Genomic DNA, 22,913 nt, shown 5'->3' with positions numbered 1-22,913 from the left:
ATAATCCATGAACACAATAAATGAGCAAGAAGCTACGCTATCTGCACAAGCGACCACGTTGGTCGAAAAAGAAGGACGTCAAACGCTAATTGAGAAGTTTGATGATTTAAAAAGCCCAACCGGTGATGACTTTGAAGCGATGATCCGCTCAAGCTTCAACCAAGTGGATGACCCCATCAAGGTAGTTGAACAAGACGGACAAACTGAAATTGAAGTCAGTTCTGCGGTGTCGGTGCGAACGGATGCGCAGGCGAATGAGCAATTGCGCCTTACACCTTCGCAATTGACTATGACGCAAGGCGGCGCAAATACGCTGAACGTCGATGGCGACACCATGGTGGTATTCGATGATGTATTAACGGTGTCCAATAGCGAGAAAAAAGTCACCGTAGCCGATACACTGCAAGCCGATCACGTGGTTGCGAATACACAGTTGAGCGCAGCGCAAGTACAAACAGAAGCATTATCAGTATCTCGTGGTGAGCTTGATGTGATGCGCGCGGAATTGGATATTAATGATCAGCCTCGAGTAAGTGTGTTTGGTGATGCGGGTATTGAAGGATCACTAAATGTCATCGATACCGTAGAGGCAGCCAATTTGAATGTCTCTGAGACGGCTTCTTTGGCAGAAACCCATATCAGTACACTCACCGTTGACGGGGAGACAACCCTTAACGATAAGCTAACCGGCCGCAACGGGGTATTTACCGAGCATTTAGAAGCCCGTGATGGCTTTGGTATTGGTATTGATGCGCAAAGTACGCAGGCCAAATTACACATTTCTAAAACCAGTAGTGATATGGATGCGTTACTGCGCGTTGATGACCATAATAGCGACACAACCCCTTTTTATATCGACTCTGAAGGTAAAGTTGGGGTTGGCACAACCAATATTCAAGCCGACTTTCAGGTTAATGGCAGCGCACTAATTGGCGATTTAACCGATAACCATTATGTACAGTTAAATAACCAAGATAAGAGTTATTTTCAAGGCAATGTTAGTGTGTCTAAGTCGGTTGCAATAGGCTCTGAAGAATTGCCAAGCGAAGCTGGGTGTTTATCGGTTGATGGTAATTTGGCATTGGGTAAAAGCAACGCGACGGCAAAGCTAGATGTGCTGGGTGATACGAGTTCGTCGTTGTTACATGTTGCAACTGAGGCAACCGAATTTTTGACAGTAACCGATACGCCAGCGCAAGGTGAGTCAAAAATTAAACTCTACCAACAAACGAATATCAAAGATGACTTACACGTTGATGGCGACACAACAGCCAGTAATGTGACGGCACAAAATCACCTTGCCAGTGATAGCGCTGCTATCGAAAACACTTTAACTGCAGGCCAAGCAACAACGGGTGAGTTAATTGTTAATGGTAACGCGACGGTTGCACAAAAAACCACCTCGCAAAAATTGTGGGTAGGTGATACCCAGCAAGACGTATCAGAGCAAGACAGTGCGACAGGCGCGCTCATCAATACCACCATGACGGTAAAAGAACGTGCCCAGTTTAAAGATATTCACGCCAGTGAAATGATCTCTACCCAAACGGCACTCAAAGCGCAAAGTGCCTATATCAACCAAGGGGTAAATATTGGCGAGTTAGGTGAGTCGCTGCACGCTAAAGTCGCGGTAAAAACTAACGGTGAAGATGAGTCGGCACTGCTACTTAAAGACTACGAAGATAACACGCTGCTGCGCGTGAAAAAGCAAGGCGTGCAAGTGGGCTCAGCGGCGATGGCTGTGCCCGTTAATGTGGAAGGAAAAATCACCGCACCTGAGTTGAATGTCACTTACCACGCGCAACTCGAGCAGGCCAAAGTAAACAAAGGCGTTCATATCGCTTCACCTGTTGATATGTCGAACTGGCAACCCAGTGCCAAATTGGCGGTACTCAGTAATTTAACCAATAATACCGGCCTTGATGTCAGCTATTTTGATGGCCAAGGCATTAAGCCAATCATCACCACAAAGGCTGACAAGCTCGGTATATTTGCATCTGAGCCATTAAAGCCATTCCACGTGGATTGTGAAGCGCTGTTAACGGGCCCAGTCGAGATTGCTGGCGATGTAAATATCACCCACGCTGCCAATAGCTTGTTTAGTATCAAAGACCAAATTGTCACGATTGGACAAACCGATTTTGCAACGCCATTCCAAGTGTTTGGTGAGACAGCGTTTTGGGGTAGTCACAAGGTGATAGGCAGTTTTGCCGTGTATAACGAGAGCGAACAACAGCTTATCAATGTCGCTGACTCGCAAGTACAGATGACACAGCACACGGATACCGCCGCATTAAAAGTGAGCGATCCACAGCAAAGCAAAGCCACGTATGTCGCTGCGGGGCAACTAGCGATTAACCAAACCGTACCAGAAGCCGATGTAAACTTTGCCCTGACTGGAAAAGCACATATCAGCGGTGAAGTGCACATAGAAGGCGGTGAATTAACATTAACCGTAGATGGCGACACACAATTAAATAATGCGCTGGCTGTGCAAGGCGCAACGACAATTGAAGATGGTTTAAGTATTAGTGTGACCAATAACAGCGCTGAGTTTGCCAAAGATGCCTTAACGGTAACGGGCAACACCACGCTGGACGGTACTTTATCGGTGGCTGACGCGGTTGATTTACACAATGGCTTAACCATCACCAATGGTGAAACACACTTAAATGAAGGGTTGACGGTTGAAGGGCAAACCTTGATTGATAACACCCTGACCATCAATGGCCGAGTAAACGCGAACGATAGCGTTAAAATCGCGAAGCAGTTAGAAGGCAATTCACTGCAAGTTGAAGGCAGAGCGCAATTTGATAGTCATGTGGATATTGATGGTGACTTAAATTTATCGGATAACCCAGCTAGTGCGCGCGTGCATATTCAAGAGCAAGGCAAACAAGGTTTATTGATTGAAAGGCAAGGTGGTCAAATTGGGCTGGTGTTCAACGATGGTCGTTTAGGTTTAGGCGTTGAGCGCCCAGACTATGCTCTTGATGTGGCAGAAGATAGCCAATTTAGAAAAGACGTGCAGATCAAAGGCCGCCTTGAAGTAGACGAAAGCCTGCATGTGGATGAGTACGCGAGCTTTAGAAGCAACATTAATGTACATGGCAACGCAGAGTTGGCTGGTGAAGCGCGTTTTGGTTTACCGTTTAGCAGCGTTATTGATGAAGAAACTGTGGGCATGCCAGCAGGAATCGCCCAGGTGGCCATTGATCAAAACCACTTTGCCAAAGCCTTTGCGGTTTATCATCAAGGCGAAAAACCCATTGTTATTGAAGACGGTAAACTGGGTGTACAAACCGACTCACCTCGTGAAGCGCTAGACATTAACGGCAACGCGGTGTTTAGGGGCGACATTGAGCTTGATGGCGTGCTGCGCGGCTCGGGTCGTTTGGAATGCTTTGATGGCGCGAAAATTTTTGGCGATGTGGAACTACGCTCCGATTTAACGGTACACGACGATGCCTTGTTAAAAGATACGTTAACGGTTGAAGGTAACGCAACATTTAACCGCCAAGTTGAAGTGCACAGCGACAGTACCTTCCAAGCGTCGGTGCGTTTGAACGATGAGTTGTCAGTACAAAAACGCACGCACTTACGCGACGACTTAGTGGTTGCCAAGCACACAACGCTGCAAGGTGGCTTAACTGTCGAAGGGCTTGAAGTGGACTCGCTTGTGGCAATTTCCCCGGCCGCCACCTTCAAAAGCGATGTAACTGTGCATGGCCACGTTGAGTTTTTAAGCTCACTACAAACGGCCCATGAAGTGCGTGCTAATGAAGTCAGTACTAAAGCGGTTCAGATGTCGGGGGAGGTGGGCGAGCATGCCATTACACTCAACTCCAACCAAGCCGCGGCTCCATTGAGTGTCAGTGCCGCAGAGACAGAGGCACTGCACATTACACCAACAGGTGATGTCGGTATGGGCACACAAGTACCAAGTCACAAGTTAGATGTGGCGGGAGATGTGCGTGTTCGCAACACGCTGGTGGTAGAGCAAGGCTTAACTCTAGCGCAAGGAGCCATCGCCGAAGGTGACTTTACGGTGCAAGGCAACGTGGCCTCTGAGTCGTTACAGCTTGGCGATACGCAAGCTATTTCTGGTGTGTCGAGTGATGTTGAACTTGGTGGAGACATGGCGTCGGATGAAACTCTGGCAACGCAAGCGGCGGTTAAAGCCTATGTGGATGCACACTGCTGGACGCTGGCAGAAAACAACAAGGTGTTGCTGATACAAAATCAGTTGGAATTCGATGAGGTGATGAGCCGCGAAATACTATCTAATGTGACAATTTTGCTGTTACCACACATGTGTCACCCGCAAATGAACCGTGCGTATAAACTAAAGCAACCAGTGCGTATTGGCTCTAATGTGAGCATTATCGGCTTTAACGAGCGTGAAACGCGTATTGTTAAAGAGCATGCTGGTTGTCGTTTCTTAATTCACGGACAAAGTGACGCCTTGGTGAAGAGTGTAGAGATGCGAGGTTTTACTTTTGATGGTGCACTGATGAATGGTGGTGTATACGAAGGCAACGGGGGCGCATTCCACTTACGTTATGTGCAAAGTGCCAAGCTTAATTGCGTGATTGAAAACCATCATGTTAATGGCGATGGCGGCGCGCTTTACGGCGAGGCTGAGGTAAGTGGCATTGAAGCGAACAATATCAAAAATTGTTCGGCGACGCGTCAAGGTGGTGGGGTATTTGGCGTAACTGAGTCAAGTTTAACCGTGTCTATGTGCCGCGCTGAGTATGGCGGTGGCGTTGCCTATTGTGATGATTGCCAAGTGGTGGCGCGTTCGAATGTTGCCTTGGTGTATGGCGGTGGCGCATACAAGTGTCAAAATTTAATGGCACAAGGTTATTGGCGTGATAACCGAGCGCAAGGCGATGTTGGCCATCATATTTATAGCGCTGGTTGTGATAACCCTGATGATGGACACACACATCACGATTACTTGTGGCACGCATTGTACTTAGATGCACCTGTAATGTGTGGCACGCAGCCTTGGCGACATGACCATATCTAGTTATGAAACTGTCTATTAAACAAATAGGGGCCCAGATCCAGGCCCCTAAATCAACCTTGCAAGCCACCAACACCAGCCTCGCAGACTTAGAAAATCAGTTTGCGCAGTGGATAATACGTGGCTTGTCGCAAATGGATTGGTCTGAATTTGAGTCATATGAGTTAGCGATTGATACCCTAAAGTTACCAGATATCGACATTGATCTTGCGCAAATTGATTGGCAACACGTGCAGCAAGACCCATTTTCAGCGTTTAAATGTTATGTGTACCCCCAGCTTAAAAATATGCTTGAGCGCCACTTACAAAAGGCAAAACAAACGAGCACTGCGCAACATCAGTATGCGGTCAGTGAAGCGGTTAAGCGCCAAGGAATTGCGCACTTGAACCTTGACGCGCAGCGTTTTCTGATTTACTTGTTGGCAGACAAACCGCCCACACAAATAGCCAAAGCCACCTTAAAACTTGAGCTAAAACGACTGATAACGCAGGCGTTCAAAGCACAAAAAAACGCACTGCCAGCTTTGCAACATCACCCAAGTTGGCCAAAATTTCGCGATCAGCTCGTGACCTTTTTTAGACACGAGCCTGCGGTATTATTTGCGCTGCTAGCGCCGTTTTATCCAAGCGATGCGCATGCGCAGCTAAAGACATTACTAACTAAACTCTCGCCTAAACAGGTGTCGCGCTTCATCAGTTGGTTGGAGCAGACGATTTCAAACCAAAGCTCTGTGCAGCTTACAAGCGAAAAGCAACAACAGCGAACCTTGTTGCTGAGTGTGCACGAACAGTTTGTAGCAACACATCATTTTGATGAGCGATTGCTACAGCAAGTTTGTTTGGCTTTGAATTGGCCCAAGCACCGCCAAGCCATCGCAATGTGGTGTGCGGTGCAAAGCGGCAAAACTGAAACAGGCAGTGTGGCCAGTTTAAAGCGTATTGTGATGCACGCAGCAAGCAATACTGATCTCACCATTGAGTTAGTGGATGGCAGCGCTTTCACTGCAAAAGCCAATAAGCCGTCATCTTTGCTAAGTCAATCACGGTTACCAGCGCAACAAAAGCACAGTGCAAGTCAGATAGAGAGCAAGCGGGGACAACATAGCAAAAGTGCGTTGCTGCGTGACACGCTGATCCAGCTACGCAGCTTGTTGCAACAGCTTGTTGAACCACAGGCTTTGCTAGAGCAAAAGCTCAAGGTATGGCTTGCTTTACAAGCTTTCAGAGCAAATCAGCCCTTGTTAACGGCTGGGCTTGTTAAGCAATTGGGGTTGATAAGTAAAGAAGTCAGCGACACTTGGCTGGGGCAAAATGCGCCGCAAGCCATTTTGCATCAAACCGAACAGCTCATAACTCGTTTGCGAGCACATAAAACGAGTAAATCGCGCCATGTCATTAGCCATTTTAGCTTGATGAAGGTATATCGCTTGCTCGCGCAATTGCAGGATGTGAGCGCATCGCTGCTCGTTGCCCCAAACTTGGCTGAGCAGCAGAATGTGCGTGCGGAGCACGCCATTGCGAGCTGGCTGGATAATGTCAGTGCTTGGTGTGCCCAACAACAAAAGATATTGAACCAGAAGTCAGGTTCAGTGTTTGCAGATGCGATAGCGCCACAGCGTTTTATTTCGGTGTTAAGCGAACTAAAAACTTGGTTGCTTGCACAGCAAGCGCAGCAACAAGTGCCACAACAGCTCAATTGCCATCAAGAATTGGATATCTTAGCGAGCGCACAAGTGGTGCTAAAAAGCTTACCTATTTTAAGCTATTCCAATTTATGGCTACGTGTGAACAGCATTGGCAATGTGGCCACCTTACATGAGGTGTTAGACAAACTGCTGAATTATTGCCAGTCGTTCTCAAGCAAAGAGCAGATTGATAATAAAGAAATTCAACCAGTTAAAGCGATGGAACGCAGCTTAGAGTACTCGCTTAGCCAACAGATTGAACTTGCATATCAGCAACTGAATTCAAATTTGCAAGAGCTGCAGCAGCAATTGCAGCGTCAGCATGCTTTGCTGCCAGCGACACCTTTGCAACACCAAGCGCTAACACCCGTTTGGCAATGTGTGCTGCGTGTAAAACACATCGCCAAACTCGCTTATACGTCGCAGCTGAGCTATCAAGGGGCAATCGGTCGTTTGTATGCTTTCGTTGCGGCGCAAAAAACGTGGTTTGTCTATGAGCTAAGCCTGTTGCCAAGCAATAAAGCAGCATTGGGAGAGCAAGGCGAAAAACTGGTTCGATTGTTAGCCGCGAATATTAAAACACTGCAAACCATGAGCAAAACCATGACACAAGCTGTGCCTCAGGTTGCTCGTTCTTATTCGAGTCCAGATGCTTGGCTGCAGCCTTTGCTTGATGGTGTGTGTGAGCAAGTTGGTGAAGATAACCACGCATTATTTGCATCTTTGCTTGCGCCCATAGAGTCGTTACCAAGTGAGCAAGAAAACGCGGATACACCCGTATCGAGTATGGCTACCGCAAGCGCATTGCCAGCAGAATTACAGGCGCTATATGGTACGCAAGCCACACAAGCCGATAATAACGCACAGCCATATCAAGAAGGTGTTAAGCATGAGTTTGCACAGCCACCTGTAGCAAGCGAAGCTAGCACAACCCAATCAAACGACAAGCAAAGCCAAGCACAGCTTACACCTGCGTTTGATTTTGAAAAGCAAGGAATGGAAGCAAATGATGAGCAGCCTTCTCAGGTGCAGCACACTGAATGCGCTAGAAGCCAACAGCAAACATCAGGTACCGCGCCAAGTAATCAACGCTTTGATGAGGTTGTGTGGCAAACACAAGCAAGCGCAAGCCGCACGACTACATTAGCACAGCATCAACGCACAGAAGAATTAGAGGCAACTGAGCAAGCCGCTTCTCAGTTCAGCCGCTCTGATCAAGTTGTATCTAAAGAGCAAAGCACCGCACAAGCCAACAACTCTGTGCATGCCGCATTTCCTGAGCAAATCGCTACTGTGCCACTCAGTCATGCTGTAAAAGGTGAAACCGCTGGGCAACAGCACGTTGTGAGCAGTGAAACTCAATCCCAACCTGCTCGACTAGTACGCGCTTTAATGCAGGTGCAAACTGTAGAACAAGCACAGCAACTATTAACGGGCATTGAAAAGCGCATTGCCTCGCGGCCGTTGGCTGATATCACGACTGAAAGTAGAGCACAGTTACAAAGCGCCGTCACGCAAAGCCGAAATAAGCTGCGCACATTGCATAAAGCAACAGCAAGCAAAGCCGGGCAAGGTTTAGTCACTAAAGCCATGCAGCAAGTGAAAGCACAGCTTGAACAATTACAGCAAGTGAGTGAGCAACTAATGAGCCCCGTCACCTTTGATGTGGGCTTAGTCATCGTGTGGCCATTCTTACCTACCTTGTTCTCGAAACTCTCGTTATTGCATGACAGTGAGCATGAGCAAGCGGGTATGTTTGTTGATGAACACGCGCTTATGCTGGCACATGCTGTGCTGTGTTATATCGCGAATGTTGACCCGTTAATTGAAGTGAGCCACACCGCAAAAGCGTTACTCGGTTTGCCATTAGACATGGAAATTGATGACATTATTGAACTTGATGATAAAACCAAAACTGCGGTTGATTACATGCTGCATGCATTGGTAAGTCGCTGGGAGATACTCAAAGGTATGCCAGTTGACGAGTTTGTACGCCTATTTATTGTTCGTGAGGGGCAGGTTGAGCAAATCGAAACGGGTTATCACATCAATGCTGAAACTATGGTGCAAGATGTACTCATGGCAAAGCTACCCTGGGGCCTCGGTATGGTGCAATTGCCTTGGTTGGATCAAACACTCCTACACATCGAATGGAAATACGGATTTTAACCGCACGCTATTTTACAGAGGATTATTATGCACACCTACAATGAAGCGAATACCCATGAATTAATTTTAGCCCACCAGCATCGGGTGCAGCTTTACGAGCAAGCAAAACGCAATGCCGATAGTGGATTTCTTCACAATGAATATGACCGTAAACGATATCTGGATGAGCTCTTTTCTCATCGTGTAATAGCACAACTTTCAGAGGTAAAGGCTGAGTTGGCAAGTCATGGTTATGGGAGTGAATTAGAAATAAAAACCGAGCAGTTAGAGCACAACAATATGGTCGTTGATGTCATTTATGAGGTGGTGTTCACATTTAATGGTACGCCAGTCAATGACCCGCCGATTTCGAGTGACGATAGTCAAATGGTATTTTTCACACAGTCAGGCAGTACTTATCTAGCTTGTCGCTATAAAACGGCGCTGGTAAGTAGTCAAATACAGGCACTTTACTTTGATGATGAAGGTTATAGCCATTTTTTGGCACAGGTGGGGTCTAAGACTTTGTGGCATGAGCATACCCACAGTCACTCAGAGCTTTCTTCGCTAATTAGCGATTTTATCGCGCTAAACTTTATTCAAAAAAGAGCCAATTTAAGTCGTATTTAATGTCACGTTTGGGCTGCTGGTACGTCATCTGAAAAAGCCAAAAATGAGGTTTAAGATGGCAAGTTATGCGCAAGCATTTAAAAGGGTAATGGCTTGGAGTGGCCAAAAAGTTGACTTGTACTGCGTGGTATTAGATCAGCTAGATTGTTGGCAAACCATGATTGGTGCTGGGTTTTCTCAAAGCGAGCTTTACCTGCTTTTTAAGCAGCAATATTGTGATGAAATCTGGCAGCAATTACGAGGTGATGATTTAAAACACCAAGATGTTGCTAACTTGCTATTTAAAGCGTCTATCAATGGCAATATCGATGTATTACTCAGTGAATTACAGCAACACTTTAATCTGCCCATCAGTGGTCAAATGTGTGACCGCACGCTTAAGCAAATAAACCAACAATCACACCGCGCTTTGCTTCGGTGGTTAAGGCTAAGCATTGCCTACTTTGATCTTTTAAATACAACCACGCTTAATGGCGCTCACGCTAAGGCAAAGCCCACTCAATGCAGTGCAACAGATTGGTTGCATTGAGTTATTTCAGCTGTAGGCAAGTGACTTTGCCTAACAAAAAAACCGTTTAAATACTTTATTTTTCAACCTTTAACAACAAAGGTGAATAACCGTCTTCCCTCTCTTCCTGCCTTTTCCTGCAAGCTTTACAAGCGAGTAGCGACTATTTGTATAGGAGGCATTCGCCTCCTCCTTCCAAAACTTTACAGTCAATGGAGTATTTTTGATGAAAAGAAACTTTAAAAGCGCCTCGCCACCTGAAGGCGAAGACGAACCTAACAAAGAAGAAAAGCCCAAACAAGATGGCAAAACCCGTATCACACCACAAGATGTTGTTATGGTGTTGGTAGGAAAGTGGGCAATGCCTACTACGGTGATCTTGGTATTGGTGACTTGTCTTTCTGGTTACTTTCTTGAAGTTGAGGCATTTACGGCCGTTGTGGGGATGATCTCCCCCGTTATCATGGCATTGATAATGGTAATTAAAGACGCCTTGTCAGTTGATAAAGATAAGCGCAATCGCAAAAAGGAATGACTGTACATCTGGATAAGCGAATTTACTCGAGCACATCATTTTACTTGTTATCAGTGCGTAAAAGCGCGTTATCACTGCATGAAGGCTCGATGGTGTTGATTAAGGTGTTGTGAGCTTCCAAAAGACTTACTACCCGACATTGCTCCTCCTAGTCTGAGGGGTAATACACGACGCTTTTTAGTATTCTTATTGGAAACCTATGATATTAACGTCAACGATTTATAAAATTGATTTAGCATGTTGTGTAAATAAAAATCGGTCACGCCAAAGGTGTGACCGATTTTTTTTGGTGCTTAACTGAGCGTAATAGAAAAATAAAAACGCCTAGCTAAGCCTGTGTTGGGGAAAACTACTATTTATGGGTTGTATTGAGCATTGAGTGTTAAACCACTAAATGAGCTGTATGCATTTAAGCTTAAGTGCCAAGTACCTGCAGTTGGATTGGTGAAAGTACAAACTTCTGAATTACCATTGTTCCAAGAGCGACAGTCAAAGGTTGAAGCAGAAGGCTGAACACCTTGCTTAACATATAAGTCAGCATCACCTGAGCCACCAGATGTGGTTACCGTGAAGCTACTCATACCCGCTGGTACTTCAATGGTGTAGTGTAGCCATTGCCCACTAGTACCAGAAATGTTGGTTTCAGTTCCCCCACCTGGTTGAGGATCTGGATTAGTTGTGCCTGTGGTTATATCTGCTTGTAAGTTAACTTGAGCGTATGCACTGTAACCTTCTAGCATAACCCAATACTTGCCGGCTGTTGGGTTATCGATAGTACAAGTCTCTTCATTACCACCTTTCCAAGGGCGACATACATAGCTACTTGCTGTTGGTTTAGCACCCGCTTGAACATATAGATCAGCATCACCAGAGCCACCACTCATTGCAACATTGAGCTTGCTTGCACCTGCTGGTACATCGACATAGTAGAAAGTTTGGCTACCTTTAGCGCCACCTAGGCCTGTTTTAGCTACGCCATCTTCAAGTTTTTCATCTACAGGTGGGTCGATAATGCCACCTTTGGCTTTTTGTACCGCAGCCGCTGCATCAACAATACCTGTACCACAGCTTGTGCACGTTGCAGGGAAGCTACGTGTGGTTGTTTTTAAGATATCTTCAATTTCATCAGGTGTAGCCGAAGGTTTTGCTTGCTTGATAAGTGCCGCAACACCCGCAACGTGCGGAGCGGCCATTGATGTACCTTGTGAGAAGTGATAGCTGTCAGCAACTGGAGCATTGCTGCCTGAGTTATGCGTTGATAATACACCTTCAGAATCATTCGCTGAGCTCTGCGCACCACCTGGTGCCGCTACATCGATAGACGTACCATAGTTTGAATAGTAAGCGCGGCCACCGCTGCGATTAACAGATGCAACGTTTACAACTCCGTTACAGTTACCAGGGTTGAAGTTGTTAGCATTACCGTTGTCGTTACCAGCAGCAATAACAATCACAGCACCATTGCCGCGAGCTTGGTTAATCGCATTTTGAGTTGTTGCGCTACAGTTACCGCTGCCACCTAAACTCATATTGATAACATCCGCTGGGTTTGCGTTCGCAGGTACGCCCGCAACACTGCCGCCAGATGCCCAAATAATACCGTCGGCGATATCAGACGTTAAACCACCACATTTACCAAGTACACGAACCGGAACAACTTTAGCGTCATAAGCAACACCGGCAACACCTTCACCGTTGTTAGTTACCGCAGCAACCGTACCCGCTACGTGAGTACCGTGCCAACTTGAGTTACGTGCGCTGTGTGTGTATCCACATTCATTTGCTGTTACCGCATCACCTGGATCGCTTGCATCGTTGTCGCGCAGACCACCGTCATTTGCAACGTCTAAGTCTGAAATCATGTCGTAACCAGGCAAAATGTTAGCGTTCAGATCGATGTGTGGACGATAACCGGTATCTAATACTGCAACTGTAACACCTGCACCTGTTGCATTGTCCCATGCGGTAGGCAGATTTAGGCCACCATTTGCTTCATAGTAGTGCCACTGATCTGAATAACGCGGATCGTTTGGCACTGCAAATGGCTGCAGCATTTGGTCAATCTCGATGTATTCTACATTACCTGACGCTGCTACTTCTTGCATGAAAGAGTTAGCTTCTGCAGGAGATAGTTTTTTATCAACACGCATTACGTGATGGTTGCTAAGTGCCATAGGGCGAATATAGTGCGCTTTAACATTTGATTTTTTGCTAGCAAAGCTTTGCACGAAGCTTTGTGCACGTTGATTCATTACTGCTTGAGAAACGGTTGCGTCTGTTTCTATACCCATTAGTGCTTGGTCATTATTTTTATACTTGATAATGAATTGAGTACCAAACTTACCTTGATGCTGAAGCTTTGCTGATGTTTGTGCAAAGTTAATATTTGCTTGAGCGGATAAGTCTGCAGTTGCAAACGCTGTATTTGCCGTGAACAGGGTAGTCATTGCCAGTGACAATGCACCTAATTTGAACTGATTTGTTGTTGTCATAAGATTCCCTAACATGTTGTATTTTTATTAAATCTACTCTGCGTAAGTGCAATGTAGACGTTACAGAACGTAAAGTTGCGGTTAACAAATTAAAAGAACTGTTTTGTTATTTACATTGTTTTATTTGTTATAAGCGGATGGCTATATGACATTTTGATTACAGTAACTGGTTGTTTTTAAACGGATGTGCCTAATTTTTGTACGAAGGTAAATTATATTTATGTTATGTAAATAAATGTAAATGTAACTGTGTTTTTACTTGAATGGTAAAAAAATGTGCAGGAAGTTGCCTGTTTGTGATTATTTTATGTGCTGTATTTTTGTACGATATAGCAATTTCCAAGAACAATTGGTAGGCGAGGTTCTGACTTCGCCAGATAATCTGGGTATAATAACCGATTGAGTTTTGTAAGTTGGGTAAGACATGTCGCAATTTGATGTTGTAATTATTGGTGCAGGGGCTGCAGGCCTGATGTGTGCGGCCCAAGCAGGTTACCGTGGCCGTTCGGTTGCAGTGCTTGATATGGGCAAAAAACCAGGCCGTAAAATATTAATCAGTGGCGGTGGGCGCTGTAACTTTACCAACGAAGGCGCATCGCCTAGCAACTACCTATGTGGCAACCCACACTTTGTAAAATCTTGCCTAAGTCGCTATACCCAACATGACTTTATTGAGCTGGTAGACCGCCATGGTTTAGCCTATCACCACAAAACACTGGGGCAGTTATTTTGCGATAACAGCGCGCAAGATATTGTTGATATACTTACAACAGAATGCAACTGGGCAGGTGTACAAATATTTTTACGCAACGAAGTGCTGAGCGTGCAGGCCAAAGAACAAGGTGGCTATATTATCACCACCAATGAGCAAACCTTTGAGTGTGAGTCTTTAGTGGTGGCCTCCGGTGGTTTAACCATGCCAAAACTAGGCGCAACCCCCATCGGTTATAAAATCGCCGAACAGTTTGGGTTAAAAGTGTTGCCGACTATGGCTGCATTAGTACCATTCACCTTGCATGACCACGACAAAGTGCGTTTTGATGGGTTATCGGGCGTGAGTATTCCTTGTGAAGTAAGTAGCGAATGTGGCACACAATTTAAAGAAAACATCTTGTTTACACATCGTGGGCTCTCTGGCCCTGCGATATTGCAAATATCGTCATTTTGGCGAGCCGGGCAGACCGTGACCATTAACCTACTACCAGAGTTAAGCCTGAGTGAGGCCATTCATCAATGGCGTACTGAAAGCGCCAGCAAATCATTGAAAAACGCCTTAGGCGCAATTTTACCTAAGCGTTTTGTTGAAGTGCTTATAACAGAACAAGCCATCCCCGATAAAGCCCTTAACCAGCTCACTCACAGTGAAATAGACGCCATTGCCAATTACCTCCACAACTGGCAAATCAAACCCAACGGCACCGAAGGCTACCGCACCGCCGAAGTGACACTCGGTGGCGTCGACACCGATGAACTCAGCTCTAAAACCTTCGAAGCCAAAAAACAAAAAGGCTTGTACTTTATCGGCGAAGTGACCGATGTGACGGGTTGGTTAGGGGGGTATAATTTTCAGTATGCGTGGAGCTGCGGATTTGCCGCAGGGCAGGTGGTTTAGTGTTTTAATGGAATAAAACGAAGACAATCAACAGAGCAACTACACTTTTAGAAGGCTTACCCTATTGGTAGTTAATCTACTCTTCCCGTTAATTATTAGTATTAATGTATGAACGATGAAATTCTGAAAATCATTCTTTTACTAAGCGTTGGCCAAGGTCTTTCGTTATCTTTGCTCCTTTTGTTTAAGAAACACGGGGCGCTTTGGGCTAACCGAATTTTGTCCGCTTTTATTGTCCTAACCATCATTCCTTTATGGAATGAGTACGTTAGCTTCTTACCAGATTCATTTCATGAGCTAATGATCCATCCGACAATTTTTTATTTACAATTTTTGTACGGCCCATTGCTTTATTTGTATACCGTTAGTTTCACTCGGTTCAAAAAACCATCGAACGTCACATGGTATTTACTTGCTGCGGGTCCTGTTTTTGGAGCTTTATTTAAAAGTGCACATTTTTACTTGATTGATGGAGGCTTTAGTCAGCAAGTTTGGTATTGGTTTTTTATGCTGGTAAGCGCTCAATTAGCTTGCTGTTTGGGGGCTTGTTGGCTGAGAATTAAAGCGCACCACATGGACATTAAGCAAAATCTGTCGAATCTGGAAAATGCTAAACTAAATTGGCTTAAATTACTAATTGCTGGTTATGCATTACTGCTCATGATAGAAATGGTTAAAATGAGTTCAAAGCTCATAGGTTTAGATGTGTTGGAATCGATGCGTTTGGCCGTAAGTATTTCTGAATGTATGTTTATCTTCTTGATTGGTTTTTGGGGAATAAGCAAGCCTGAAATCCATTTTGCCCAAGTTTTGGTTAAAGCTAATAGCAAGTACGATAATTCTACTCTCACTAAAAATGGCTCACTTAAGCTTATTAACCAGCTTAATGCTTTGATGCGAAATGAAGAAGTTTTTCTGGATAATGAAGTCTCGTTAGCGTCGTTAGCCGAAAACCTTAATGCTACTCCTCATCATTTATCACAAGCATTGAATGAACAGCTTGGACAGAACTTTTATGATTTTATAAACTCAGCCCGGATCAAGCGAGCTAAGGAAATGTTAGCTGATGCAGCCTTTCAAAAACTGCCTATTATTGATGTCGCTTATCAGGTTGGTTTTAACAATAAAACCTCATTCAATAACGCTTTTAAGAAATATACACAAACAACTCCGAGTCAATTTAGAGCTAACTCTATGAAAGTTGTTTCTTAAGTATCAAAAGCCCTCATTATATGATTTAAAAATTTAAATCATATATTTCATTGCGTTATATATAAACTAGTCACAAAGTAAAAGTTAATTTAAGCAAATCCGATAGAGATTGACGCTCAGTTCTATGAGTTTGGTAGATTTCCTTGCCATAAATCTTTCCAATTACATTTTCGGAGTTGTTTAAATTATGAACTTTAAAAGAGTGATCTTTACTTTTTGTTTTTCACTGCTTATTTCAATGAGCAATCATCTTTTGGCTGCAGATGCAAACCAAAATAAGGATAAGTCGACTAAGCCCAAGCTAGTTGAACAGCGAAAATTTGCGCAAAAATATACATCAATCAAATTGAAATCTAGCACTTTAGGAGAGGAAAGAGAGCTGTTGGTTCATTTACCTGATGGCTACGAGTCTACAACAAGGCGCTATCCTGTGCTTTATCTATTGGATGGCAATAGACACTTACCGCACGCGATTGTCGCAGAGGATATATTACAAAATGAATCATTAATCCCCTCAAGCATTATTGTTGCTATCACTAATAACCGAGGCACAAGACGTAGAGACTTATCCTCAGAAAAAGAAAACTTTCTAAAATTTATCAAACATGAAGTATTTTCTCTTATTGCAAGCAAATACCGTATTTCAGAACATAAAACTCTTTTTGGTCACTCAATGGCAGGAGTCTTTACTATGGGAGTATTAGCCAGTGAACCTGAGATTTTTGATAACTATATTGCTGCTAGCCCTGTTATCCAGATGAATAACGGGGAGTTAATTGACAAGTTTAAACATTTTGAGCTTTTAGAGACACAGTTACCACGTTCTCTTTACCTCAGTTTTGGCAATGAATTTGCAGAAGGAAAAAGCGCCTCTGATGCCTTCAATACTTTTGTTGCATTAATGAAGAAAAAGCCGAAAAGTGGGCTCAATTGGACGTACCAAACTATGTCTGAACAGGTCCATATGACGACGCCTTACTTAACCTTGTATGCAGGCTTATCCTTTGTTTTCTCTGATTATCAAATACCCGTGTACTCTGGGCTAGCGGATTATAAACAACGTGGTGAAATGAAAGGATTATTAGACTACTTTGATAATCGAGCTAGTAAGTACTCTGTCTCAGCAGAAGTACCTGAAATTGCTTTTAGGCAGCTTGGTTTCGCACTATTTGACGATGGATATCAAAATATTGGTTTAGAAGTACTCAAGTTAAGTATGGAAAAACACCCAGAGTCATTTCGTGCACTCAATGCTCTAGCCCAAACCTACGAAGAGATAGGTGACCAAGACAAGGCGTTAGATGTTTATAAGCAAGGTTTAAAATTGGCAGAAGAAAAATCAACTAGCAACGCAATTTTTTTCAAAACGCAGATTGAAAGGTTAAATCTGAGCAGTAAACAGTCAAATTAAATCGCATTGAAGATGAACGTATGAAACATATCTATTAATTACACTTTGAGTAATATTAACGATATCTGACACTAGGCAGAAGTAAGTAAAGTAAAATGGTTTTTCTTTGGTATGGCTGCGTTATTCCAGCCAGATATAAGTGAAAATTATTTGGACAATTATTTTGCTTATGGCTACCGCTAAGATTTATATGCACAAATTATCGGGTTAGGTAATAGCTTACTTTAAATTAGTATGTCTGAATTGTCTTTGCCCGAATTCAGACAATAAGTCAAAGTAGCTCTTACCTGGTAGTGAATACAGAGCTACCTAGTTGTTGGGATAATTATGAGAGCTCAATGTGTGTAAAACTCGGGAATAAGATCCAAACCTTCGTCAGGATGACGGCTGGTGTTGCTTATGGGGACGTGGCTTTAATGATCCGCATGAAAGGTTACTGTCGACTTCACAAAGTGTGATACGCTTTTGTTTTAAAGTTAACAAATTCTACCCATCCCAAGGTTTTGATCAGTTAATGAGTTTTGTTTCTTCCCCCATCACGCTTGAAGCGGTGAGTGTGCTGCAAGTGGTGTTTGCGTTTATGACCGCGTTTGGTGCTGCGTTGGTGTTTCATGTGGTTAAGTTTCGGCTGTTGGCGCTGTTTTTAGCGTTTCAAAGTGTGTTGTGTGTGCTGAATATTGCTGAGAATAATGCTCTGTTGGGGGAGATGTTGATAACTCCTGTATTTACTCTGCTGTTTGGGCCTTTGTTGTATTTGTTGGTGAGTGCGCTAACGGGGGAGGACGCAAAGGTAACGGTGAAAACGGCCGCGCATTTTTTACCAGCGTTATTGGCGTTACCGTTTACCTCGCAGGTGCAAACTGTGGTGTTGCTGGGGTCACTCAGTCAGCTGGTTTATATTTCGTTGTGTTTTATCAAATTGAGTCAATATCATACCTTGCTGAAGTCGGTTAGCTCGCAGGTTGATAGCTACTCGTTAAAGTGGCTATCAATGGCGCTTGGGGTGTTTTGTACGGTGTTGGTGCTGGATTTAGTGCGTATGAACACGCAAACCATCACGCCACTTTTGCTCAAAAAGGGGCTGTATTTTGCCAGTGAATTGGTGTTTTTTAGCTTGTCTTGTTATTTGATTTTTAAAGTAGTGCGCAGCCCCGAGGTATTTGGTGATATTAAGCGTTACCAAAGTTTGCTGAATGAGCCAGCCATTGAGAAGCAAGATGATGCTTTGGCACAGACTATTTTTACTGAAATCGAACAGGTGGTTTGCCATGAAAAGCTTTATCAACATCCCAAATTGACCATTGCTGAATTGGCCGACCATACCGGGTTTAAAGTGCGAGATATTTCATGGGCGGTGAATACCGTCGCGCACCGTAACTTTAGTGATTACATTAATAGCCTGCGAGCAAGGGCGATCAAAGAAGTCATTGAAACAATGCCACACTCTACTATGCCATTAATAAATATCGCTTTAGATCATGGGTTTAATTCAAAGTCGACGTTTTTCAATAGTTTTAAAAAGGAGTTTGAACTTACGCCAATGCAGTATAAAAAGCAGTTAATTAGTCGCGGATCAGGATCTTAAACCTGATTTTTGACAGGCTTTGTTATGCTGCTGGTAAGTAAATCGTGAGCATGTCTCACTCGCAAAGGAGACGTTGAATGTTGTATATGAATGGGCGCATGTTGTTGAGCGCTTTGTTGCTAGTAGGTGTGAGCCTAAATGCCGTGGCACAAAACAAAACCACCGAGATGGTCAACCAAGCCGACAATGTTTACCTTGCCAGCCAAGTTAAAAAGCCCATCGACTATCTGGCCGATAAACAACAAGCAGTACAGTTTGCCAAGCAAGCTCAATGGCAACAAGCCAAACCCTTATTAGAAAAGTTAACCAATCAATATCAAAACGATGGTGCCACTTGGTATTTGTTGGGGCTGGCGTATTTTAATCACAAGCAATGGCTTAATGCGGTGAGCGCGTTTGAGCAAGCGCTTTCGCTGGGCCACCGTTTGACGGGCATTCCCGACGGTGCCAGTACGCCAAACGATTTAATGGTTAAAATAGCACAGGCGTATGGGTTTGCTGGTGAGCAGGTACTTGCTATCGAATGGCTCAACAAAGCCCTTGCTGCACGCTGGGATGATAAACCCAAACTGGCAGGCCGTAGCTTGTTTAGTCGTGACACCATGGCCGCGTTTAAGAATATGGAAAATAGTGATGCGTTTAAGCGCGCCGCAGGTGTGATTGATACACAAAATATGAGCCGAGATGCAGGCTGGCGCAGCGATTTAGCCTATCTTTATGCTGAAATTCAGCGTCTGCACGTTAATCCGTTTCATTCTATCAGTCAAGCTGACTTTAAAGCGCAAGTTGATGCGCTACATAAGCGCATTCCACAGCTGAGCGATGAGCAAATAGTATTTGGCTTTATGCAGCTTATTGGCCTGCTTGATAATGGCCACAATATTTTAATCCCAGCATGGGGCGCGCATGGCAACTTTGCTCAGTTGCCTGTGCAGTTTTACTTATTTAACGACGGCTTGTATATCGTTGCTGCAAGCGATGAATATCAACATTTGATTGGCAGTAAAGTAGAGCGTTTTGGTGATGTGAGCGTGGCTAACGCCATTGAGTTGGTTGGCAACATTAACGCGCGAGACAATCAAATGCAGCAAAGTTGGTTAGCGCCGTATTATTTAAGCTTAGTCCCTGTGTTGCAAGGATTAGATATTGTACCAGCTGAGCAAGCGGTGACGCTGACTTTACGCAAGCAAGATGAACAGTTTACGGTAACCCCAAAGGCACGTGCCATGCGCTTTACAGGGTTCCCTAAGTTACCTAAGCTGCGCTCAAGCGAGTTGCCTACTTATTTAAAGCATAATGAGATACCTTATTGGCATGAATATTTCGCCGAACAAGGCCTTTTATATGTGCAAGTGAATGACGTAAGAAACCGCAAGGATATGTCATTGGCCGAATTTAGCACTCAGCTCAGAGATATAATTATAAGTAAAGATATCAAACATCTAGTTTTAGACTTGCGCCATAACAGTGGCGGTAACGGCTCTATTACACCGCCTTTGATAGCGCTAACCGCATTTTTTGAAATGTATAAACCACAAGGTAAGCTGTTTGTAATGGTGGGCCGCAATACCTTTTCGGCAGGCCATGATATTTTGGTTAAAGTACAGGCAATTACAACCCCGATTATTGTGGGTGAACCGTCGGGTACTCGCCCCAATACCATTGGTGAGTCGGGTTGGTTTAACTTACCTTACAGCAGGCAGCATGGTTTATTGTCGTCGCAATTTCACCAAACCAGTGCGCCAGAAGATCACCGTATTTGGGTGGCACCTGACTTACCCATAGAGCTGAGTGCTGACGATTATTTTGCCGCAAAAGACCCTGCTCTGGCGGCTATATTTTCTGTCATCAAGCGTAACTGAACAGTTAACCTGAAATCGGGATAGTGGATATGACAAAGTGAGCTATATCAGTCCATTACCAGAGCAAATCATACAGTGCTGTAGCATGTTGCTTATCCCGAGGTCAGGTTATTTAAAGTATGTAGCTGGCGGCGATATGCAGGCTAGCTCAGGGCTTTTATTGCTGCACTTAACCCATCTAATGTCATTGGGTACATGCGATTTTGCATTGCTTGTTCAATCATCTGAATTGATTGGTAATAGGGCCAATACTCTTTGGGCTGTGGGTTAAGCCACACTACTTTTTCAAAATGGTTGGTTAAGCGCTGCAACCACAGATCACCTGGTTCTTGGTTCCAGTGTTCAACGCTGCCGCCAGGGTATGCTATTTCATAAGGGCCCATAGTGGCATCGCCAACAAAAATGAGCCGATAATCTTTGCCAAAGCGGTTAATTAACTGAAAAGTATCTATTAAACTTGCTTGGCGACGCTGATTATCACGCCAAACATGCTCATACACGCAATTATGAAAGTAAAAGAACTCAAGGTGTTTAAATTCACTGTGCGCTGCGCTAAATAGCTGCTCGCATAAATGAATATAGTCATCCATGGAGCCCCCAATATCAAACAGCATCAACACATTGACCGCATTATGGCGCTCTGGTGCCATTCTTACGTCGAGCATGCCGCCTTGCTTGGCGGTGGCGGCAATTGTTTCGTTAAGATCAAGCTGATCGCTTGCGCCGCTGCGAGCAAACTTACGCAATTTTTTTAGTGCTAATTGCATCGTTCGACTTGAAATTTCACTGTCGGCATCAAGGTTTCGATATTGGCGTTTATCCCACACTTTTGCCGCTCGGCGCTGACGGCTTGCCTCTTGCCCAATCCTGACTCCTTCGGGGTTATAACCATACGCGCCAAAGGGAGACGTGCCCCCCGTCCCGACCCACTTGTTGCCACCAGCGTGCCTTTTTTGCTGCTCTGCTAGGCGTTGTTTAAGGGTTTCCATCAGTTTGTCGAGTCCACCCATGGCCTCGATTTGCGCCTTTTGCTCATCAGTTAGGTGCTTTTCGAATTCTTTTCTTAACCAATCATCGGGTAAGTTCGTGCTTTTTTTAAGTTGGCTAAGAAAGTCACTGTCTTCAATGCCTTCAAAGTAGTCTGCAAATGCGCGGTCAAATTTATCAAATTGGGTTTCGTCTTTAATAAATATGGTTTTACTTAGTTCGTAAAAGGCATCTAAATCAGCAAAAGCTAAACCATGATTAAGTGCATTCAAGCAATCTAGCAACTCTCGCGGAGAAACCTTAAGACCGTATTTTCTTAAAGTAAAAAAGAAATCGATTAACATAAGGTTATCGCTTACTCATAAAGGCCAATTTTTCAATAAGGCTGACGTCTTGCTCATTTTTGAGTAGCGCGCCAAAAAGAGGCATTAAACCGCCTTTATGGGTGTGATCGTGCAGGGTTTGGGCGTCTACATCTTCAGCCATTAAGAGTTTTAGCCAATCCAATAGCTCGCTGGTGCTTGGCTTTTTCTTTAATCCGGGTATGTCTCTTAATTTAAAAAATGCTTCAAGCGCTTTTTGTACTAAATCTTGTTTAATGCCGGGGTAATGCACATCAATAATTTGTTGCATTTGCTCTGGCGAAGGAAAGTCAATGTAGTGAAAAAAACAGCGACGCAAAAATGCATCGGGTAGCTCTTTTTCGTTATTGGACGTAATAATAACAATCGGGCGAACTTTAGCGCTAATACGCTCACCAGTTTCATAAACATGAAACTCCATTTTATCAAGTTCAAGCAGTAGGTCGTTAGGAAATTCAATGTCTGCTTTGTCAATTTCATCAATGAGCAATACCGGGCGCTGCTGCCCTTCAAAAGCTTGCCAGAGCTTGCCTTTAACAATGTAGTTGCTGATATTATGTACTTTTTCATCGCCTAATTGGCTGTCACGTAAACGCGACACCGCATCATATTCGTATAGCCCTTGCTGAGCTTTAGTGGTTGATTTGATATGCCACTGGATCAGCTCTGTATTGAGGCTGTTAGCTAATTCTTGTGCCAACAGAGTTTTGCCAGTGCCAGGCTCGCCTTTTATCAAAAGGGGCTTTTCTAATACTACAGCTGCATTAACGGCTTGTTTTAGTGCACTACTGGCGATGTAATTACTGGTACCTTCGAAGCTCATGTTAAATTCCTATTGATCTGGTCTGATGA

Annotated in this window: 13 protein-coding genes; 10 read left to right on the top strand and 3 right to left on the bottom strand. The window is 44.2% G+C overall.

What is annotated here, in order from left to right; translation table 11 throughout:
• Positions 1–7: 7 nt before the first annotated feature.
• The 5 genes from GDK41_RS14215 (at position 8) to GDK41_RS14195 (ending at position 10,538) form a co-directional block, all read left to right on the top strand.
• Complete coding sequence (locus GDK41_RS14215; protein ID WP_152087031.1) at positions 8–5,035, top strand: hypothetical protein; 5,028 nt, start codon at positions 8–10, stop codon at positions 5,033–5,035.
• Positions 5,036–5,037: 2 nt separating this feature from the next.
• Positions 5,038–8,886 carry a contractile injection system tape measure protein gene (locus GDK41_RS14210; RefSeq protein ID WP_152087030.1) on the top strand — a complete coding sequence of 1,283 codons (3,849 nt, stop codon included), beginning with the start codon at positions 5,038–5,040 and terminating at the stop codon, positions 8,884–8,886.
• 27 nt (positions 8,887–8,913) lie between these two features.
• A complete protein-coding gene (locus GDK41_RS14205; protein ID WP_152087029.1) occupies positions 8,914–9,495 on the top strand; it encodes a hypothetical protein in 582 nt (193 codons plus the stop codon).
• Positions 9,496–9,550: 55 nt separating this feature from the next.
• Positions 9,551–10,024, top strand: a complete 474-nt coding sequence (locus GDK41_RS14200; RefSeq protein ID WP_152087028.1) for a hypothetical protein — start codon at positions 9,551–9,553, stop codon at positions 10,022–10,024.
• 205 nt (positions 10,025–10,229) lie between these two features.
• A complete protein-coding gene (locus tag GDK41_RS14195) occupies positions 10,230–10,538 on the top strand; it encodes a hypothetical protein (protein ID WP_152087027.1) in 309 nt (102 codons plus the stop codon).
• A 356-nt stretch (positions 10,539–10,894) separates the two neighbouring features.
• Here the strand turns inward: GDK41_RS14195 and GDK41_RS14190 are convergent, their stop codons facing one another.
• On the bottom strand, positions 10,895–13,030 hold the full coding sequence (locus GDK41_RS14190; protein ID WP_152087026.1) for a S8 family peptidase: 2,136 nt from the start codon (positions 13,028–13,030) through the stop codon (positions 10,895–10,897).
• A gap of 424 nt (positions 13,031–13,454) precedes the next feature.
• Here GDK41_RS14190 and GDK41_RS14185 point away from each other — a divergent pair, with 424 nt between their 5' ends.
• From GDK41_RS14185 to GDK41_RS14165, 5 genes are all read left to right on the top strand, one after another.
• On the top strand, positions 13,455–14,642 hold the full coding sequence (locus tag GDK41_RS14185) for an NAD(P)/FAD-dependent oxidoreductase (RefSeq protein ID WP_152087025.1): 1,188 nt from the start codon (positions 13,455–13,457) through the stop codon (positions 14,640–14,642).
• A 573-nt stretch (positions 14,643–15,215) separates the two neighbouring features.
• Positions 15,216–15,854, top strand: a complete 639-nt coding sequence (locus GDK41_RS20250) for a helix-turn-helix domain-containing protein (RefSeq protein ID WP_172971622.1) — start codon at positions 15,216–15,218, stop codon at positions 15,852–15,854.
• A 187-nt stretch (positions 15,855–16,041) separates the two neighbouring features.
• On the top strand, positions 16,042–17,265 hold the full coding sequence (locus GDK41_RS14175) for an alpha/beta hydrolase-fold protein (RefSeq protein WP_152087023.1): 1,224 nt from the start codon (positions 16,042–16,044) through the stop codon (positions 17,263–17,265).
• A gap of 514 nt (positions 17,266–17,779) precedes the next feature.
• A complete protein-coding gene (locus GDK41_RS14170; RefSeq protein ID WP_152087022.1) occupies positions 17,780–18,850 on the top strand; it encodes a helix-turn-helix domain-containing protein in 1,071 nt (356 codons plus the stop codon).
• 77 nt (positions 18,851–18,927) lie between these two features.
• Positions 18,928–20,712 (top strand): S41 family peptidase, encoded by a 1,785-nt coding sequence (locus GDK41_RS14165; RefSeq protein ID WP_152087021.1) that lies wholly within the window; start codon positions 18,928–18,930, stop codon positions 20,710–20,712.
• A 143-nt stretch (positions 20,713–20,855) separates the two neighbouring features.
• Here GDK41_RS14165 and GDK41_RS14160 read toward each other — a convergent pair whose 3' ends face one another.
• Positions 20,856–22,043: a vWA domain-containing protein gene (locus tag GDK41_RS14160; protein ID WP_152087020.1), complete on the bottom strand. Its 1,188-nt coding sequence runs from the start codon at positions 22,041–22,043 to the stop codon at positions 20,856–20,858.
• Positions 22,044–22,047: 4 nt separating this feature from the next.
• Positions 22,048–22,884 carry an AAA family ATPase gene (locus tag GDK41_RS14155; RefSeq protein WP_152087019.1) on the bottom strand — a complete coding sequence of 279 codons (837 nt, stop codon included), beginning with the start codon at positions 22,882–22,884 and terminating at the stop codon, positions 22,048–22,050.
• Between the last annotated feature and the right edge of the window lie 29 nt (positions 22,885–22,913).

It is taken from the genome of Pseudoalteromonas sp. A25 (genome assembly GCF_009176705.1).
Taxonomy (GTDB): domain Bacteria; phylum Pseudomonadota; class Gammaproteobacteria; order Enterobacterales; family Alteromonadaceae; genus Pseudoalteromonas.
The sequence above is the reverse complement of the archived record's forward strand: the minus strand, read 5'-3'. Positions and strand labels throughout refer to the sequence as shown.

What these genes read in the sequence shown, in the direction of transcription:
- GDK41_RS14215 (WP_152087031.1), top strand. Translation starts at nt 8, where the DNA reads ATGAACACAATAAATGAGCAAGAAGCTACGCTATCTGCACAAGCGACC.
- GDK41_RS14210 (WP_152087030.1), top strand. Translation starts at nt 5,038, where the DNA reads ATGAAACTGTCTATTAAACAAATAGGGGCCCAGATCCAGGCCCCTAAA.
- GDK41_RS14205 (WP_152087029.1), top strand. Translation starts at nt 8,914, where the DNA reads ATGCACACCTACAATGAAGCGAATACCCATGAATTAATTTTAGCCCAC.
- GDK41_RS14200 (WP_152087028.1), top strand. Translation starts at nt 9,551, where the DNA reads ATGGCAAGTTATGCGCAAGCATTTAAAAGGGTAATGGCTTGGAGTGGC.
- GDK41_RS14195 (WP_152087027.1), top strand. Translation starts at nt 10,230, where the DNA reads ATGAAAAGAAACTTTAAAAGCGCCTCGCCACCTGAAGGCGAAGACGAA.
- GDK41_RS14190 (WP_152087026.1), bottom strand. Translation starts at nt 13,030, where the DNA reads ATGACAACAACAAATCAGTTCAAATTAGGTGCATTGTCACTGGCAATG.
- GDK41_RS14185 (WP_152087025.1), top strand. Translation starts at nt 13,455, where the DNA reads ATGTCGCAATTTGATGTTGTAATTATTGGTGCAGGGGCTGCAGGCCTG.
- GDK41_RS20250 (WP_172971622.1), top strand. Translation starts at nt 15,216, where the DNA reads ATGGACATTAAGCAAAATCTGTCGAATCTGGAAAATGCTAAACTAAAT.
- GDK41_RS14175 (WP_152087023.1), top strand. Translation starts at nt 16,042, where the DNA reads ATGAACTTTAAAAGAGTGATCTTTACTTTTTGTTTTTCACTGCTTATT.
- GDK41_RS14170 (WP_152087022.1), top strand. Translation starts at nt 17,780, where the DNA reads ATGAGTTTTGTTTCTTCCCCCATCACGCTTGAAGCGGTGAGTGTGCTG.
- GDK41_RS14165 (WP_152087021.1), top strand. Translation starts at nt 18,928, where the DNA reads ATGTTGTATATGAATGGGCGCATGTTGTTGAGCGCTTTGTTGCTAGTA.
- GDK41_RS14160 (WP_152087020.1), bottom strand. Translation starts at nt 22,043, where the DNA reads ATGTTAATCGATTTCTTTTTTACTTTAAGAAAATACGGTCTTAAGGTT.
- GDK41_RS14155 (WP_152087019.1), bottom strand. Translation starts at nt 22,884, where the DNA reads ATGAGCTTCGAAGGTACCAGTAATTACATCGCCAGTAGTGCACTAAAA.